Genomic DNA, 15,306 nt, shown 5'->3' on the forward strand with positions numbered 1-15,306 from the left:
ATAATATTTTGTTAGATTTGTAATGAAAATCATCTAACATTTTGAGAACAACATTAACAGAAGAAAATTATCTGAAGGCTTTGTTTCATTTAGTTGACAATGAAGGGAAAGTGACGATCAATGAGCTCAGCAAATTTCTAAATGTAAAAATGCCGAGCGTCAACAACATGATGAAGAAGTTTGCCGAAAAGAAATGGGTAGTCTATGAAACCTATAAACCTCTGTTAGTAACAGAAACCGGAAAGCGTGAAGCTGCACTGGTAGTTCGTAAACACAGGCTTACTGAAATGTTCCTGGTGAAAAAGATGAATTTCGGCTGGGAAAATGTCCATGAAATTGCGGAACAGCTGGAACACGTTCATTCACAGATATTTTTCGACAAAATGGATGAAATTCTCGATCATCCTAAATTCGACCCGCACGGAGAACCTATTCCGGATAAAGACGGGAATATTATTTCACAGGACCTGCAAAAACTGAGTGCCTGTACAGTTGGAGAAACGGTTACATTTGCTTCAGTCACCCTTTCAGATGATGGCTTCTTAAATTACCTGAATGAAAGAAAATTGCTGCTGAATACTAAGATCAAAGTCATTAAGATTGAAGAATTCGACAAATCCATGACCATCCAAATCGGAAATACCAAAGAAGTTCTCAGCAGAAAAGCTACGGAAATTATTTTGGTGAAGAAATAAGTAAACTTTCATTCTTCGCAAATCTCAGCAATATTTATGCATGGCTGCAATACATAAATTTAAATTTTACATAAACTAATAATGAAAACTATTCTGCCAACGGCAATCATTCTGGCATTTTTTAATACAACAAAAGCTCAAAAAATATTTACTTCTGATATCGATAACTTTTGGACCGCTTATGATCATATCCGGAAAACGGAAAACGATAAAAAAGAAGTTCTGGAAACCTATTTTCTGAATAAAAAAACGGGAGGATTAAAGGATTTTATGGAAATCAAGCAGTTTAATGAAGACGATTATCTGACCGTAATTGAAAAATATCCTCAATTCTGGAATTCTATTCGTAAAAACACTTTGATTGACAGTAAAAAAATCAGTTCAATTAACAAAGCTCTGAAAAAACTAAAAGTGCTTTATCCCAACAATTCAAACGGAAATATTTATTATACCATCGGCGCTTTAAAATCAGGAGGAACAACCTATAATGAAGATCTGTTTTTGGGAATTGAAAAAATTGTAGGTGATAAAAATACGGTAGTTTCGGAATTTGATAATGAAAACCTTCAAAAAATGTTTTTGTATATCAATAGTTCACAGCTGGAGCAAATTACCATTCACGAATTTATTCATACCTTTCAAAAAGCTGGTGAAATCAGCGTACTGTCGAAAGCCATAAATGAAGGTTCCTGTGATTTCATTGCAGAATTGACAATGAACAAAAAGTTCTCTTCACAATATATGGATTATGGGTTTAAAAATTACGATACGGTAAAATCTGAATTCAAAAATGAAATGTTCAGCCGTAATTTTGGAAATTGGTTTTACAACAGTAATACGAGTAAAAATCCCGATTTAGGCTATTTCGTAGGGTATGTTATTTCTAAGAAATATTATGACAATTCAAAAGATAAAAAAGAGGCAATTAAAGACATCATCGAATTGGATTTTAATAATGAAGAAGCAATTCTTCAATTTGTAGAAAAATCAAAATTCTTTGAAGACAGCACTAATATCAGGGAATTAAAATCTACCTATAAAAACAATCAGCCAAAAATTGTCCGGATTATCGAATTTGAAAATAACAGCCAAAACGTAGATCCAAAAATAAAACAAATCCAAATTGTATTTTCAAAGCCAATGAATGAAAACGTTTCTATTAATTTTTCAAAATTTGGCAAAGAACATTTTCCATTAAAAAAAATTGCAGGTTTAGACAACACAAAAACAATCCTGATACTTGAAACCGTTGATTTAAAACCTGACACTGAATACGATTTTTACGTAACAGACAGGGGTACCAAATCTGAAGATGGCTATCATTTTCCAGAGCAGGAATATAAGGTGTCATTTAAAACTGAAAAGAATTAGCTTCTGTATAAGGATAGAATCACAACTGGTGGCTTCGGGAGCCTCAGCCACCAGATCCTAATATTCCAGCATTCTCACAACTTTCTCAATTTCTTCAGAGGTATTGAAATAATGCGGCGACAGCCGAATGGCCCTGTCGAGACCTTTCATGGTAAAATCTATCAGAGCATTACTTTTATTGCTTACCGAAAAGTATATGCTATTCTCTTTTAATATTCTGTATATGTTTTCAATATCACCATTCTGGTCAACAAAAGTTACAATACTGCTTAAATTCTGACCCCGATCCAGAACTCTTAAGCCGTTGTTAAGCAATCCGTTTCTTAAGGTTTCTGCCAGTTTTTTATTGTAATTCTCAATATTCTGCAGCCCAACTCCATTGGCATAACGTAAAGCTTCTGTCAATCCTAAAAATGAACTGATGGAAGTTTCCCAAAGCTCAAACCTTTTTGCAGTTTTAAGCAGGGTATAATCATCAAAATCTGTCCATTGTGCCCCATTCATATCCAGAAATACCGGAGCCATATTTTTTGCCAAAACCCTGTCTGAAACATATAAAAATCCTGTTCCTCTGGGCCCGCGCAAGAACTTCCGGCCTGTAGCGGTAAGAAAATCACATCCTATCTTTTCAACGTCTACAACAAGCTGACCTACAGACTGGCAGGCATCAACAAGGTACAATACATCATATTGACGGCAGATCTTCCCTACTCCTTCCACATCCTGGATCAGTCCTGAATTTGTCGGAATATGGGTGACTGCTACAAGTTTCGGATTATATTTTTTAATCAGGTTTTCAAGGTCTTCCAGGTCTAATTCATGATTGGAAAGGTTTTTAACCCTCTTCAGCTTCACTCCTCTTTTTTTCTGCAGTGAAAAAAAGGCCATCTGATTCGAGACATAATCATCATTGGTCGTAATAATAACATCTCCATCTCTGAATTCAATACTGGATAAAGCCTTTGCGTAAGCGTCCGTCGAACTTACTGTAAAAGCAATATTATCCGGTTGAGTATTAATCATTTTGGCTGCTTCAACGTAAAACTGATTGAGCTGTTCCGATTTCCTGCCGGCAGATTCATAAGCACCATGCTGTTGTTCCAGAAGAATATGATCTGTCATCGTTTCAGCAACGATCTTTGGCATTAGCGATCCTCCTGCACTGTTCAAAAATATTTTATCCGTACAGCCGGATGTCTCCTGTCTGATGGTATTGAAGTCTATTTTATCCATTTTGGAACTATTTTAACGCATAAAAAATCCCGAAATTTCAAGTCCGGGATTTATATCTTTATTTGTCTTATTAATCTAAAACACTCCAGCCTCTCTTCGGATTTGTGTTTGAAGAAACTTCCTGTTCGTTAACAATAATGTTTTCTTTTCTCTGACCAATGTAGTCAAGTTCGCTTAATTTAGAGAAAATAATCTCTAAGCTTCGTAACATTTGCTGAATGTATAATAAGGGTTCTCCACAGTTGTGATGATCATAATTGGTTTCCGCTACAATAGAAAGCTGGTTGAGTAACGTATGAGGAGCAATTTCACTCCATTCCAAACTGTAATTCAGCATTTCTTCCAGTTCTGCAGGTACCAGAAGCTGGGTGGAGTTGTAAAGGTGCAAAGCAAGTTTGGCAAATGACTCGATTAAAAATACCGGCGGCTGCCATGGAATAATATTTCTGAACTGGAAATACATATCCCCGAATGTATTCACCATGGTAGTACACAAAAACTTAACGTTTTGTGCCAATGCTGTATTCTGATTTTTATGAGACGCTTTCTGTATGATCTTGAATGCATACTGCTGCAGATTTCCAATAGATTTTGCATAGCTGCTGTAGTAATCCAGTAAAGCGGGATGACTCTGGATAGACGTACAGGGAGGGATAAAGTTAGTGTCTACCTGCGCTATATTGGCTCTTAAATCCACTTTCCCGATAATAAGATAGTTTCCTCCGGAATAGCTGCTGTTCAGCGAAGTAACAGGAAGGAGCTCAATATGGTGGTTCGGCTGCGCATTAGGATGACGAGGCGGAATTTCTTCAGGATCTATATCTCCAAAAGGCACCTTATCAAAAGGATTTACAGAGATCAGGATAAAGTATTCACCGTCTGCCTGCTCTTCGTTCATAGATCTTGCAAGAGATTTCACGCTTACTCTCCGGTCCGTAAGATCTATGCGGTAACCGGCCATGGTAATGGCGCTGCATCTTTTAATGACTAGCTGTACATCATTGGTAGCGGTATTATGAACATCAAAGATGGTTTTGTCCGTAAATTCGTTGGAAATAGGCAAAAGCCCGTAATTATATGTAGTGATCCCCAATGAGCTGGAATCTCTGATCGTGTCAATTAAAAAATTATCCTGATCATTAAGGTGTCTCTGGGAAACTTTCATCCCGTCTACCCAATTGATCGCAAAATGCTTAATAGGCTGTATCATATTTAATACTTTTTAAATTTTCTGTGATTATGATTTTTTCAATACTCCTTCTTCCTCATGCTGAATAACCCTTTTGCAGATCACCACTTCATTTTCTGAAATGCTGTTCGAAGAGATATCCTGGTCGAAATCAATATATTTTCTAAAACTGAAAAATGATTTTTTGGTGTAAAAAATCCAGTAATAAGGTTCTTTTTCTGCATCCGAAAGGTGAATGATAGAGTTCGGGTTTTTATGGTTGTAATCGTCGACTACCCTGTAAAACCAGTCTCCGAAAGTAACCCCTGTCGGAAGTGTCTTTGCTTTGATCCTGAATCTGTTGGCATCTTCAAGGTTCTTGCTTAATTCTACGTTTAATACCATTAATCTGTCGAAATCTACCCCTTCAAAATCCGGAAGTTTCTGGTCCGGAGAATACCTCCATGTTTTGTAAATATCAAAAGGAATGCTGATAAACTGAATGTAACAGTAATAAAAAACCATCGGAACAAGAAAGATCACCATGCTTGTAGCAGCCATTACCGCGTATCCTTGTCCTTTGCTGATCCAGTTAAAGATCAGGGTAAATAAATATCCTCCGAAAGCAATACACGTTAATGACAAAATAGATTCAAATAAGATACTCATTCCTACAGAATCAATATGCTTTCTGAAATACCTGTGCATGAGATTCACATGAATTATACCAAAAATAAGATAAATCACCTGTGCAATAAGATACCAGTACGGATTAAAAAGATTTCCTGCAAAACCAAAGATTCCCGGTAAAGCCAGGCATAAACTGCAAAGAAGAACGTATATGATAATTACTTTAATTTTGATCGCAGGCTTGTTTCTTCTGATAATCCCCAGAATAAACATCATGATCACTGCGATTAAAGGCATTAAAATATACCTTAAAAAAATACCTTTTACTGAAGAAATTTCCATTAGTTTTTTTTCAAATTTATACTTTGTTGGTAGCTGTAAATATAATAAATTATTTTAGAGGAATGTAGAGTATCCAAGCCGGCTAGCATTTCTTTCATCATCTTCCAGGCTGAAGGAATATTCTTCTTTCTCTGTAATAAAATTTTCTTCCACGTCTACCGTTACCGGAAGAAAATAGTCATATAAGGCCTGCAGAATATTTCTGAAAGGACTCCCGGAAATATACTTTTTCATTTCCGTATAAGGAATCGGGCCAATGTTCACTACCCAGTTTCTTTGTCCGTCCATATGCTTTCCGCTGGGAATATAGGTAACGCCTAATTTTGAATTTCCCAACAGCATTGAATCGTCATTCCTTTCTATCCTGTCAATAATATTCGGTGCAAAAGTAACTTCTACAGGCACCTGAAGAAAAGCTGTCATGCATCTTTCAAACCATCTTTTATCTCCTCTGATCTGATGAAAAAAAGGCAAAATATAGATGAAAATATAAGCATTCTGCTTGTCAAGCATTTTGATAAGCGGCCAAAGCTCGCTTACCGTTTCCAGAAGAGTGTCCGTCCCGCTGGAAATATCGAATTCAGACTCTTTAAGCAGGGAGCTGATTTCGGTAAAAAATACTTCCAGCTCAAAAGGCCGGAAAAATTTCCGGGCATCCTCTTCTACTTTTTTCTGCTTACGGATTTCCCGAACCACAGAATCTACATTCTTTCTTGAAGCTCCCAGCGACGGCGGATGAAACAGCCCTTCGGGAAGATAATCGTAAATCCCTTCTCTGTAGGTTTCTATAGTGAATACTTCTTCATCAAATCCCAAATAACTGCTCGAAATACTTTTGATATCCTTAAGATAAGCACGGTCATTAATCCCGATCCGCTCTATAAATATATTGCTTACCGCACGATGGTATTTCAAAAGATTTACCGCTACGGCTTCAGCTTTGAAGTCGGTCTGCAGTTTATTGTAATACATGTCTACAATATTATTCTCATACATAGTGTTTGCTGTGATTATGACTTGTAAAGATAATATATCTCGTAAGTTTGAAAAAATAATTTGGCTATAATTTTATTCTAAAAATACTAATTTATTGACAGTAAAAGGAATATTCTGTGACAAATTCCGTAAAAATACGGTGAACAGCTCCATTCCTCAGGTTTTATTGTTTTAGCTCAAATGAAATTTATCATCTGATATGGAGAGTATTACAATATTTTTTCACCTATTTTAAGTGCTATGCGAAAATTTTACCCAAGCACTTTTTTATTTAGATTAAGTTTTATTAACATATATCGCAGAAGAATTTCATCATAATTGGCACAGGTTCGAAAACCGGTCCGTATCTTTGCAGCTTGTAAAATGTTATTTATAATGAAAAGTATTTATTCTAAAATTCTGATTTTAGCATTCATTTCATCTTCACTTTATTCTTATGCATGGGGATTGACGGGACACCGTATTATTGCAGAGATTGCAGAAAATCACCTGTCCGGTAAGGCAAGAAGGGAAATAAGAAAAATAATGGGGAAAGAACGTCTTGCCTATTGGGCCAACTGGCCGGATTTCATCAAATCTGACACTACCGGTGTCTGGAAAGAAGCTTCATCATGGCATTATGTAAACGTAGACCCTCAGGCAAACTATAAAGCATTTGACCAAAAGCTGAAAATGCAGGCGGGGCCTAGTCTTTACACACAGATTAACACTTTGTCCAGCCAGATCAAAGACGAAAAAACTTCTGAAAAAGACAGAAAAATTGCACTGATCTTCCTTATTCATATCATGGGAGACCTGGCGCAGCCTCTACATGTAGGCCGTGCAGAAGATCTTGGCGGAAACAAAATCAATGTAACCTATTTTGGAGATAAAACCAACCTTCACTCCGTATGGGACGGGAAACTGGTAGATTCACAAAAATACAGCTATACCGAATATGCAGGTCTTTTAGACATCAAATCCAAAGATGAAGTAAAGCAGATTCAAATGGGAACTGTAGAAGACTGGCTATACGATTCTCACAAAATTGCCAATAAAATCTATGCTCAGACGCCAAACGATTCAAAATTATCGTACGAGTATCAGTATAAATTCAATGATACACTGGAACGACAGCTTCTTTACGGAGGTCTAAGGCTGGCAAAACTGTTGAATGATTTGTTTTAAGGGTTGATGATTGCTGGTTATCAGTTGATGGCTTGTCGAAAATAATAAAGCGGGACTTCGGTTTCGCTTTTTTGTTTAATGTTTAATGTTTAATGTTTAATGTTTAATGTTTAATGTTTAATGTTTAATGTTTAATGTTTAATGTTTAAAATTACTCTGTAAGTTTTAAAACTTTTTTTTGATCTTGATTTTTTTTGACCTCTCCCCTAAATTTAAAAAATAATTAAAACTGGTGTAACCTTTTTACCACTTCATACGTATAATATATAGTAACTCTTTTTTGAGGATAAAAATAGATGAGACAATTAAAAATCACTAAGCAGGTAACCAACAGGGAAACTGCTTCATTAGACAAGTATTTGCAGGAAATTGGTAAAGTGGAACTGATCACTGCGGACGAAGAAGTAGAATTGGCACAAAGAATACGTGCGGGCGACAGAGCAGCACTGGAGAAATTAATCAAAGCCAACCTTCGTTTCGTAGTTTCTGTATCCAAGCAATACCAAAATCAAGGTCTTTCTTTACCCGATTTGATTAATGAAGGTAACTTAGGACTGATGAAAGCGGCAAAAAGGTACGATGAAACTAGAGGTTTCAAATTTATCTCTTACGCGGTATGGTGGATCCGTCAGTCAATTTTACAGGCTTTAGCTGAACAGTCCAGAATTGTAAGGCTTCCTTTGAACAAGATTGGATCTATCAACAAAATCAATAAAGCATACGCTCACCTTGAACAGGAAAACGAAAGACCACCTTCCCCGGAAGAATTGGCTGAAGTTCTTGACATGAGCGAGGAAGATATCAAAGAATCTATGAAAAACTCCGGAAGACACTTGTCTATGGATGCACCTTTAGTAGAAGGTGAAGATTCTAATCTTTATGATGTATTGCGTTCAGGAGAATCTCCAAGTCCGGATAAAGATCTGATGCTTGAATCTCTTCAGATTGAGATCGAAAGAGCATTGAATACTTTGACTCCAAGAGAGGCCGATTTGGTAAGATTATACTTCGGACTGAACGGAAAACACCCGATGACTTTAGAAGAAATCGGTGAAACTTTCGATCTTACCAGAGAGAGAGTTCGTCAGATCAAAGAAAAAGCGATCAAGAGATTGAAGCACAATACCAGAAGTAAGATTCTGAAATCTTATTTAGGTAAATAAAAATTTATCGCAATAACGTATGCGGAGCCTGGTTTCAGGCTCCGTTTTTTTTATATTTGAATAATGGAAGAAAATAAATTTATACAAATAATAGAAAGTAATTCAGTTGCTTTAGCTTCTGATTTAGTAGAAATCTCATTAGATTCTTTTATATCCAACGAAACACTAAAAGATATTCCGGTTATTGGAACCATTACAAAATTGTTAAGTATTGGATATTCTATTAACGATAAAATTTTTATACGAAAATTAATACGTTTTTTAAGTGAATTGAATGGATTAGAACAAAATTTTATTTTAAAAGAAATAAAGTATCTTGATGATTCTAGTGAATACAATCATAAAGTTGGAGAAAAGCTATTAGAATTAATTACTAGAATAGATTCTGAAGGCAAACCTGAAATTCTCGGAAAATTGTTTAGAAATTTTATTATGAAAAATATAAGTCAATATGATTTTCTAAAGTTATCGGATATAGTTGAAAAAGTATTTTATTATGATTTAATTTTACTTAAAGAGTGCAAAAATGATAAATTTTATATCAATTTAGATGAAGAACTTTATAACTTCGGATTAATTGAAGGAAAAGGAATGGGAACGTTTAATTCTAATGATGAGGAAAGAGCAGAATTTGAAAAGACAACTTATCTCATTACTGAGAGAGGTAAGAAGATTTTAGAATATGGACTGAAATAAATATCATAATATGAAAAAGATACTTTTTACTGCAATTTTAGCTTTATCTATAATTTCCTGCAAAGAAAACGAATCCGGAAATGCCGGCGCAGTAGAAAATGCTGTTGATGATACAAATTCCTCCATCAAAGGTTCTTTTGAGAGTGGTCGTAGTGAGAATATGATTGATAAAATTTATTCCGAACTTGCCAAAAAAGATAAAAACCTTAAAGAGCTGGATGAAAAACTTGTCAAGCTTAACGAAGAAAGCAGAAAGGTCCTTGCAGCCTATGATGAAATACTCAATAAATCCGAGTCCTTCTATCAGGACGCTCATTTTCAAGCTACAAGTGTTAAAGATTCCCTTTTAAAACAGCATCTGGAAAAAGAAATCACAATAAGCTCCGATAGCTACAATCAGAAAATCAGCAAAGTAAAAGAACTGATCGACAAAGTGAATACAAATAATGATCACATCGCTAACCTGTACACGGCATTCAAAATCAGAAAAACACTTCCCGAAATTGAAAAATACCAGAATGCTCATCCTCTGAAAACAGACAATCTGGAAAGCTTTATCAAGAAACAGAATGTGTTATTGGATGAATTGAAAAAGCTTAGTGAATAAATTCAATTAGAACAAATTCAATACGTATCCCAAAGATGATCCCAATACAACAATCCAGACACTATTGATTTTTTTAGAGCGGATACTTAATAACAGACATATAACTGCTATAAGAACTGCCCGCCAGTCGCTAATGCTTTCTTTTGCCATTACATAGCAAACGGAAACAATTATTGCTACAGATGCTATATTCACAGCATCGAGGAATCTGGAAAAAATACTTGAATTCCGTATTATTTTTACCAGGGGATTTAATAATGCTACAAATATAAATGACGGCAAAAAAATACCTACCGTAGAAACAGCCGCTCCCGTCCAGCCGTTGATCTGATACCCGATAAATGCAACCGAAGAAAATACAGGGCCCGGTGTAAACTGTCCCACAGCAATTGCATCTATGAACTGCTGTCTCGTCAACAGTCCTTTTTCTACCAGTTCGGCATCCAGAAAGGCAAATAATACATACCCGCTTCCATATAAAATAGCTCCTATTTTAAGAAATGTCAGTAACAAACTTACATTAGTAGCTGAAAGTATATTGAAATCTGAGATCTGTAATATGCCAAGAGGTAAAAAAGAATTGATTGTTTTCCTGTTTGAAAACAATGATAATCCCATAGCTAATAGCCCCGCACCAAATAACAGCAATATTTCATTGATACCTATTAAAGCCAACACCAGTACCGTGGCACCTATAACTCCAAGCTGTATATTTTTTAATGATTTTTTTGCCAGTGGTAAAATGGCTATCAGAATAATTGAAATAATAGCAGGTTTAATCCCATAAATAAAGGGTTGAAATTCTGGCAGCTGTCCATATTCTTTATAAAGCCATGCAAAAAATAACGTAATAATTACTGCCGGAAATATAAAGCATAATCCTGCCACGATCAAACCTCTCCAGCCAGCTCTGTCCTGCCCTATATGCATGGCCATTTCGGTACTGTTGGGCCCCGGGATAAGATTTGTAGCTCCCATCAGGTCCAGGAAATGCTCTTCAGTCATCCACTTTCGTTTAGCAACCACTTCCTGCTGCATCATAGCTATATGTGCAGACGGACCACCAAATGCAGTAACTCCCAAAGTAATAAAAACACGTGCGAGTGTCTTCAGTTCATTATTTCTGTTCACAGCCTATAAAGATTCTTATCTATTGAAAAATCACACTCCTAAAAAGCAGCAAAAGAACGAAGCGATTTTGTCTGAACCATCCTGCCAATCATAATTTATACAAAAATATATTATATTTAAATACGGAAATAAAAAAGGAACCCGAATTGGGTTCCTTTTATCTAATAGGTCAGGGTAAGTCCAGCTCCCCATCCCATTTCATTATCATAATTTCCTGAAACGGATAGCCATTTCTGTAAAATATATCTCAATCCGGTTGAGAATTCTCCGTCAGAATTCAGAGAAAAATTTCCTCTTATTCTTCTGGAAATCGGAATATCTTCCCTGCTCAGCTCCAATAGGACCTTTCCGTTATGGTCCACACTGGCATCAGCTGTTATCAGCATCGGCAAAAGATACTGTACCCCAACCATGAAGGCGTATTTGCCTTTTGAAGCTTTCTGCTGGCCAAACCATGTTTTCTTACCTTGGAATTTCATTCCCATATCTTCTGCCATCTGACGTTCCATGATCTCATGGTTATTCTGAATCCTGACTCCTGTATATGGAAGTGCCCACTGGAATTTACCCAGAAATCTTCCCACTTTCATACTCCCTTCAAAATGATCAAAATCCCAGTTGGAATGGAACTCATTCAGGTTCGCCCATCTTGGCCCGAACATCGTCATGGTTTCTGCATGTATTTTATTGCTTGCCACGTCCAGCATAGCCATTGAGCTGATCATCTGATTGTCTTTCAGAAAGTTTTTCCAGGCCAGTTTTCTGTCTGGCAGCTGTGGATTGGGTTTTGAATTCTCATAGCTGAAAATTCTTCCCATTCCTGCCATCATATGGTATAAAATATGACAGTGAAAAAACCAATCACCATCCTGGTTAGCTGCAAATTCAATAGTATTGGTTTCCATCGGCATGATATCCACTACATTTTTCAGCGGAGAATATTCTCCTTTTGAATTGATCAGCCTGAAATCATGACCGTGAAGGTGCATCGGATGACGCATCATGGAATTATTATACATGGTAATTCTCAGGATTTCTCCTTTTTTAACAAGAATCTTATCTGTTTCAGTTACTGTTTTATTATCCAGTGTCCACAGATACTGATTCATATTTCCCTCAAGCGTAAATTTAAGTTCTCTGACATTTTCACCGGGAAGAATTGTTTTTTCAGGGGATTTTAACAGATTGTATGACAGTCTTTTGATTGATTTTTCCTCTTTCATATCCATTCCGGAATGCTGAGAATGATCTTCCTTCTTCTCTTTGTCATCTTCTTTCGTTTTGATTCCCATCATTTCGTTCATATGTTTCGCCGTCATCTTTCTCTGGCTTTCAGGCAGTTCAGGATACATTACTTCATTCATGTCCATCATCTGGTTACCCATCGTCATATTCATCGGCTTCATATTCCCACTCATTTCCATCATTCCGTTCATCATTTTCATTCCCTCAAACAGCATCAACCTCGGCAGGTTCGGCGCTTCTACTTTTTCACCGGAACCCAGCCATAATGAAGCATGTCCTACCCTGTCTTCCGATGTGGAACGGAACTCAAAGCTTTTATTTTCGGGAATAGTTACTTCAATATCATACGTTTCGGAAACTCCTATGATGAGACGGTCAACTTCTACCGGAACCACATCATTTCCGTCATTTCCCACTACTTTTATTTTTCCGCCTCCGTAATTCAGCCAAAAATAGGTGGATGAGCCGCCGTTGGCCACCCTCAGTCTTACCTTATCTCCAGCTTTCAGATTGGAATAATCAGAGCTTGGAAGACCGTTGATAAGGAATTTATCATAGTAAACATCGCTTACATCCATGGCTTCCATTCTTTTCCATTCATTCAGGGCTTTTATCCCGAAATTTCCGGATTTGATAGCCTCCCAGTAGCTTTGTACCGCATTTTTTTTGATGGCGTACCAGTCTGTATTGGCCATATGAAGCCTTCTTGCAATCTGCATCGGGTCTTCATCGCTCCAATCGCCTAATAATACAGGAAGTTCTTTGGTATAAGCCGGTTTGGGCTCACCTTCTCTTTTATTGAATACCAAAATACCGTTCATACCAATCTGTTCCTGCAGGGCCTCGTGGGAATGGTACCAATAGGTTCCGTTCTGAGATACTCTGAACTTATATAAGTGTGTTTCTCCAGGTGTTACAGGTTTTGTGGTGAGATAAGGAACGCCATCCTGCTCATTGGGAAGAATCACCCCATGCCAGTGAAGTCCTGTATTTTCTTTGAGCATATTGTGAAGATAAATCTCAGCCGTATCCCCTTCCGTAAAATATAAGGTAGGCGCCTGTAGTTTTCCGTTAATCGCAATTGCTCTTCTGTTTTTTCCCGTGAAATTAACGATCGTATCTTTTACATACAGATCATACCTCACAGTTTTACCGCCGAATGTCACTTTCCCGTTTTCAGAATTTCTTTTGAATACAGATTCATCCTTTTTTGGTTCTTCTGCACCTGTATGCTGATGATCTTCTTTTTCTACCAGCTCCATTCCGCATTTCGGGCATTTCCCCGGTTTGTCTGAAGTGACTTCCGGATGCATAGGACAGGTGTAAATAGTTTGAGTTTGAACTTGATGATCGAGCTTTGTTTCAGGTATGATCTTTCTAACCTCTGCAACTTTTGATTTTGGATTAACTTTAGCGGTAACCTCCGGTTTAGATTTAACTTTATTTATTTTAGGCTTAATTTCTGTTGCTTTATGTATTGTTTTGGGCTCAGGCTTCGCTTGTGGCTGTGCCGTAACTTTTGGTTTTACCACAACGGTTTTCTTTACCAGCGTCATTTTGCATTTCGGACAGTCTCCAGGTTTTGAAGAGACTACCTCGGGATGCATTGGACAGGTATAATAGGTTTTCGTTGCTTGGGCAAAAGTAAAAACAGTAAACAAAAGCATCAGAAACATGATTATTTTTTTCATAATATTCTGAACTTTTAAAAGATGTACAGCTTAAATCAAATTAGAGCTTAAGCTATACAACCTATTGTTTTATAATAAAATATAATACTTATTTTATTTCCGACTTTACACTTCCGCAAGAAAGCATGGATTTTCCATAGTATGGATTCAGGATTTGTTTTTCGTCACTTAACCAGCTTGAATCTGCCATCGGACAATACTGTACATAAACCGGTTTTTCTGAAAGCTTAAACTCTTTTGTCAAAGCGATCATATTCTCGGAAAGATTGGAAAAGGTTTCTCTTTGCGCTGTAATATCTCTTGCATCAGAAATTACTGTAGCATCTTTTCTTAAAATATTCAGATTTCCTTCCGAAACCGATTTGTAATCAACAGTTGAAGCCGTTTTGATGAATTCCGCCGCTGCTTTTGAACTTTTATCTGCATCATCAGAAGCTAAAGCAGCTTTAATGGCGATATAGTTCTGGTACAGTTTTGAAACCTGGGCATCTTTTTTAGACTGTGCAGAAAGTGAAATAATAGAGAATAAAGAGAATGCTGCTGTAATGATATACTTTTTCATTGTTTTAAATTTTAGAATTAATTTTTTAATAAAGAATAATTGAAACGCATAATGCGTTGAACCCTGTTGACTGTGAAAGCGCAATCATCTGACTGAACCAGACAACGGACGGTTTTTAAATTCTAAAATTACAATGGTTGATATAAATAGGAACCGGCCTGTATTCTGGCGGACCGTTGATTTTTATCTGGGTAAATTTTGAAGCTGAAAAAGATTTGTCTATCAAGAAAAATTCATGCTGTATGAATGCTGGGGCGATCTGGCTTGAAAAGTCGATCTTAAGCAAATCCGATTTCTGGGAATCATCTACTTTTACAACTTTGATTTCGGTTTTACAACATCCTTTTTTTTCTTTAACACCACATTTTCCACATATATCGGTGGTTTTCTGGCTTATGGAAACAAATTCCTCCATACAGAAATGTACACTGAAAGCTGCTCCGGAAGAAAATCCAAAATAGAAAACAGAGAATAATATGGCAAGAATCTTTTTCATTGATAGAGCAAAGTTAAAAATATCTCTGAAACCTGTGTTATAAAATTCTGTGTACTTGTTATAAAATTCAGCAAAATAAAAAAGCTTCTGAAATTTTCAGAAGCCTTTTCTAT

Annotated in this window: 14 protein-coding genes; 6 read left to right on the forward strand and 8 right to left on the reverse strand. The window is 36.5% G+C overall.

Going from position 1 to position 15,306, the window contains the following annotated elements:
* Positions 1 to 41 precede the first annotated feature (41 nt).
* On the forward strand, positions 42 to 695 hold the full coding sequence (locus tag ACM40_RS18280; protein WP_048504230.1) for a metal-dependent transcriptional regulator: 654 nt from the start codon (positions 42 to 44) through the stop codon (positions 693 to 695).
* An 81-nt stretch (positions 696 to 776) separates the two neighbouring features.
* Positions 777 to 2,066, forward strand: coding sequence for a hypothetical protein (locus ACM40_RS18285; RefSeq protein WP_048504231.1), 1,290 nt, complete (start codon positions 777 to 779; stop codon positions 2,064 to 2,066).
* Between the two features lie 57 nt (positions 2,067 to 2,123).
* On the opposite strand, the gene ACM40_RS18290 is transcribed toward ACM40_RS18285, so the two are convergent.
* The 4 genes from ACM40_RS18290 to ACM40_RS18305 all read right to left on the reverse strand — a co-directional run bounded on the left by ACM40_RS18290 (position 2,124) and on the right by ACM40_RS18305 (position 6,435).
* Positions 2,124 to 3,299: an aminotransferase class V-fold PLP-dependent enzyme gene (locus ACM40_RS18290; RefSeq protein WP_048504232.1), complete on the reverse strand. Its 1,176-nt coding sequence runs from the start codon at positions 3,297 to 3,299 to the stop codon at positions 2,124 to 2,126.
* 70 nt (positions 3,300 to 3,369) lie between these two features.
* Positions 3,370 to 4,509 carry a hypothetical protein gene (locus ACM40_RS18295; RefSeq protein ID WP_048504233.1) on the reverse strand — a complete coding sequence of 380 codons (1,140 nt, stop codon included), beginning with the start codon at positions 4,507 to 4,509 and terminating at the stop codon, positions 3,370 to 3,372.
* Between the two features lie 27 nt (positions 4,510 to 4,536).
* Positions 4,537 to 5,439 carry a TssN family type VI secretion system protein gene (locus tag ACM40_RS18300; protein WP_048504234.1) on the reverse strand — a complete coding sequence of 301 codons (903 nt, stop codon included), beginning with the start codon at positions 5,437 to 5,439 and terminating at the stop codon, positions 4,537 to 4,539.
* A gap of 54 nt (positions 5,440 to 5,493) precedes the next feature.
* Complete coding sequence (locus ACM40_RS18305; RefSeq protein WP_048504235.1) at positions 5,494 to 6,435, reverse strand: type VI secretion system baseplate subunit TssG; 942 nt, start codon at positions 6,433 to 6,435, stop codon at positions 5,494 to 5,496.
* Between the two features lie 375 nt (positions 6,436 to 6,810).
* Between ACM40_RS18305 and ACM40_RS18310 the strand changes: the two genes are divergently transcribed.
* The 4 genes from ACM40_RS18310 to ACM40_RS18325 all read left to right on the forward strand — a co-directional run bounded on the left by ACM40_RS18310 (position 6,811) and on the right by ACM40_RS18325 (position 10,068).
* On the forward strand, positions 6,811 to 7,602 hold the full coding sequence (locus ACM40_RS18310) for a S1/P1 nuclease (RefSeq protein WP_048504236.1): 792 nt from the start codon (positions 6,811 to 6,813) through the stop codon (positions 7,600 to 7,602).
* A 296-nt stretch (positions 7,603 to 7,898) separates the two neighbouring features.
* Positions 7,899 to 8,765, forward strand: coding sequence for an RNA polymerase sigma factor RpoD/SigA (locus ACM40_RS18315; RefSeq protein WP_002979276.1), 867 nt, complete (start codon positions 7,899 to 7,901; stop codon positions 8,763 to 8,765).
* A gap of 63 nt (positions 8,766 to 8,828) precedes the next feature.
* On the forward strand, positions 8,829 to 9,461 hold the full coding sequence (locus tag ACM40_RS18320; protein ID WP_048504237.1) for a hypothetical protein: 633 nt from the start codon (positions 8,829 to 8,831) through the stop codon (positions 9,459 to 9,461).
* 10 nt (positions 9,462 to 9,471) lie between these two features.
* The gene (locus ACM40_RS18325) at positions 9,472 to 10,068 is read left to right on the forward strand and encodes a hypothetical protein (protein WP_048504238.1); all 597 of its coding nucleotides are present in this window, start codon (positions 9,472 to 9,474) and stop codon (positions 10,066 to 10,068) included.
* A gap of 6 nt (positions 10,069 to 10,074) precedes the next feature.
* On the opposite strand, the gene chrA is transcribed toward ACM40_RS18325, so the two are convergent.
* The 4 genes from chrA to ACM40_RS18345 form a co-directional block, all read right to left on the reverse strand.
* Positions 10,075 to 11,199, reverse strand: a complete 1,125-nt coding sequence (chrA, locus tag ACM40_RS18330; protein WP_048504239.1) for a chromate efflux transporter — start codon at positions 11,197 to 11,199, stop codon at positions 10,075 to 10,077.
* Positions 11,200 to 11,360: 161 nt separating this feature from the next.
* Positions 11,361 to 14,135: a multicopper oxidase domain-containing protein gene (locus ACM40_RS18335; RefSeq protein ID WP_228376216.1), complete on the reverse strand. Its 2,775-nt coding sequence runs from the start codon at positions 14,133 to 14,135 to the stop codon at positions 11,361 to 11,363.
* A gap of 88 nt (positions 14,136 to 14,223) precedes the next feature.
* On the reverse strand, positions 14,224 to 14,697 hold the full coding sequence (locus tag ACM40_RS18340; RefSeq protein WP_048504240.1) for a DUF3347 domain-containing protein: 474 nt from the start codon (positions 14,695 to 14,697) through the stop codon (positions 14,224 to 14,226).
* Positions 14,698 to 14,812: 115 nt separating this feature from the next.
* Positions 14,813 to 15,193, reverse strand: a complete 381-nt coding sequence (locus tag ACM40_RS18345) for an HYC_CC_PP family protein (RefSeq protein WP_228376217.1) — start codon at positions 15,191 to 15,193, stop codon at positions 14,813 to 14,815.
* Positions 15,194 to 15,306 lie beyond the last annotated feature (113 nt).

It is taken from the genome of Chryseobacterium sp. BLS98, assembly GCF_001045445.1.
Classification (GTDB): Bacteria; Bacteroidota; Bacteroidia; order Flavobacteriales; family Weeksellaceae; genus Chryseobacterium.

What these genes read in the sequence shown, in the direction of transcription:
- ACM40_RS18340 (WP_048504240.1), bottom strand. Translation starts at nt 14,697, where the DNA reads ATGAAAAAGTATATCATTACAGCAGCATTCTCTTTATTCTCTATTATT.
- ACM40_RS18290 (WP_048504232.1), bottom strand. Translation starts at nt 3,299, where the DNA reads ATGGATAAAATAGACTTCAATACCATCAGACAGGAGACATCCGGCTGT.
- ACM40_RS18285 (WP_048504231.1), top strand. Translation starts at nt 777, where the DNA reads ATGAAAACTATTCTGCCAACGGCAATCATTCTGGCATTTTTTAATACA.
- ACM40_RS18315 (WP_002979276.1), top strand. Translation starts at nt 7,899, where the DNA reads ATGAGACAATTAAAAATCACTAAGCAGGTAACCAACAGGGAAACTGCT.
- ACM40_RS18310 (WP_048504236.1), top strand. Translation starts at nt 6,811, where the DNA reads ATGAAAAGTATTTATTCTAAAATTCTGATTTTAGCATTCATTTCATCT.
- ACM40_RS18325 (WP_048504238.1), top strand. Translation starts at nt 9,472, where the DNA reads ATGAAAAAGATACTTTTTACTGCAATTTTAGCTTTATCTATAATTTCC.
- ACM40_RS18305 (WP_048504235.1), bottom strand. Translation starts at nt 6,435, where the DNA reads ATGTATGAGAATAATATTGTAGACATGTATTACAATAAACTGCAGACC.
- ACM40_RS18295 (WP_048504233.1), bottom strand. Translation starts at nt 4,509, where the DNA reads ATGATACAGCCTATTAAGCATTTTGCGATCAATTGGGTAGACGGGATG.
- ACM40_RS18300 (WP_048504234.1), bottom strand. Translation starts at nt 5,439, where the DNA reads ATGGAAATTTCTTCAGTAAAAGGTATTTTTTTAAGGTATATTTTAATG.
- ACM40_RS18335 (WP_228376216.1), bottom strand. Translation starts at nt 14,135, where the DNA reads ATGAAAAAAATAATCATGTTTCTGATGCTTTTGTTTACTGTTTTTACT.
- ACM40_RS18320 (WP_048504237.1), top strand. Translation starts at nt 8,829, where the DNA reads ATGGAAGAAAATAAATTTATACAAATAATAGAAAGTAATTCAGTTGCT.
- ACM40_RS18345 (WP_228376217.1), bottom strand. Translation starts at nt 15,193, where the DNA reads ATGAAAAAGATTCTTGCCATATTATTCTCTGTTTTCTATTTTGGATTT.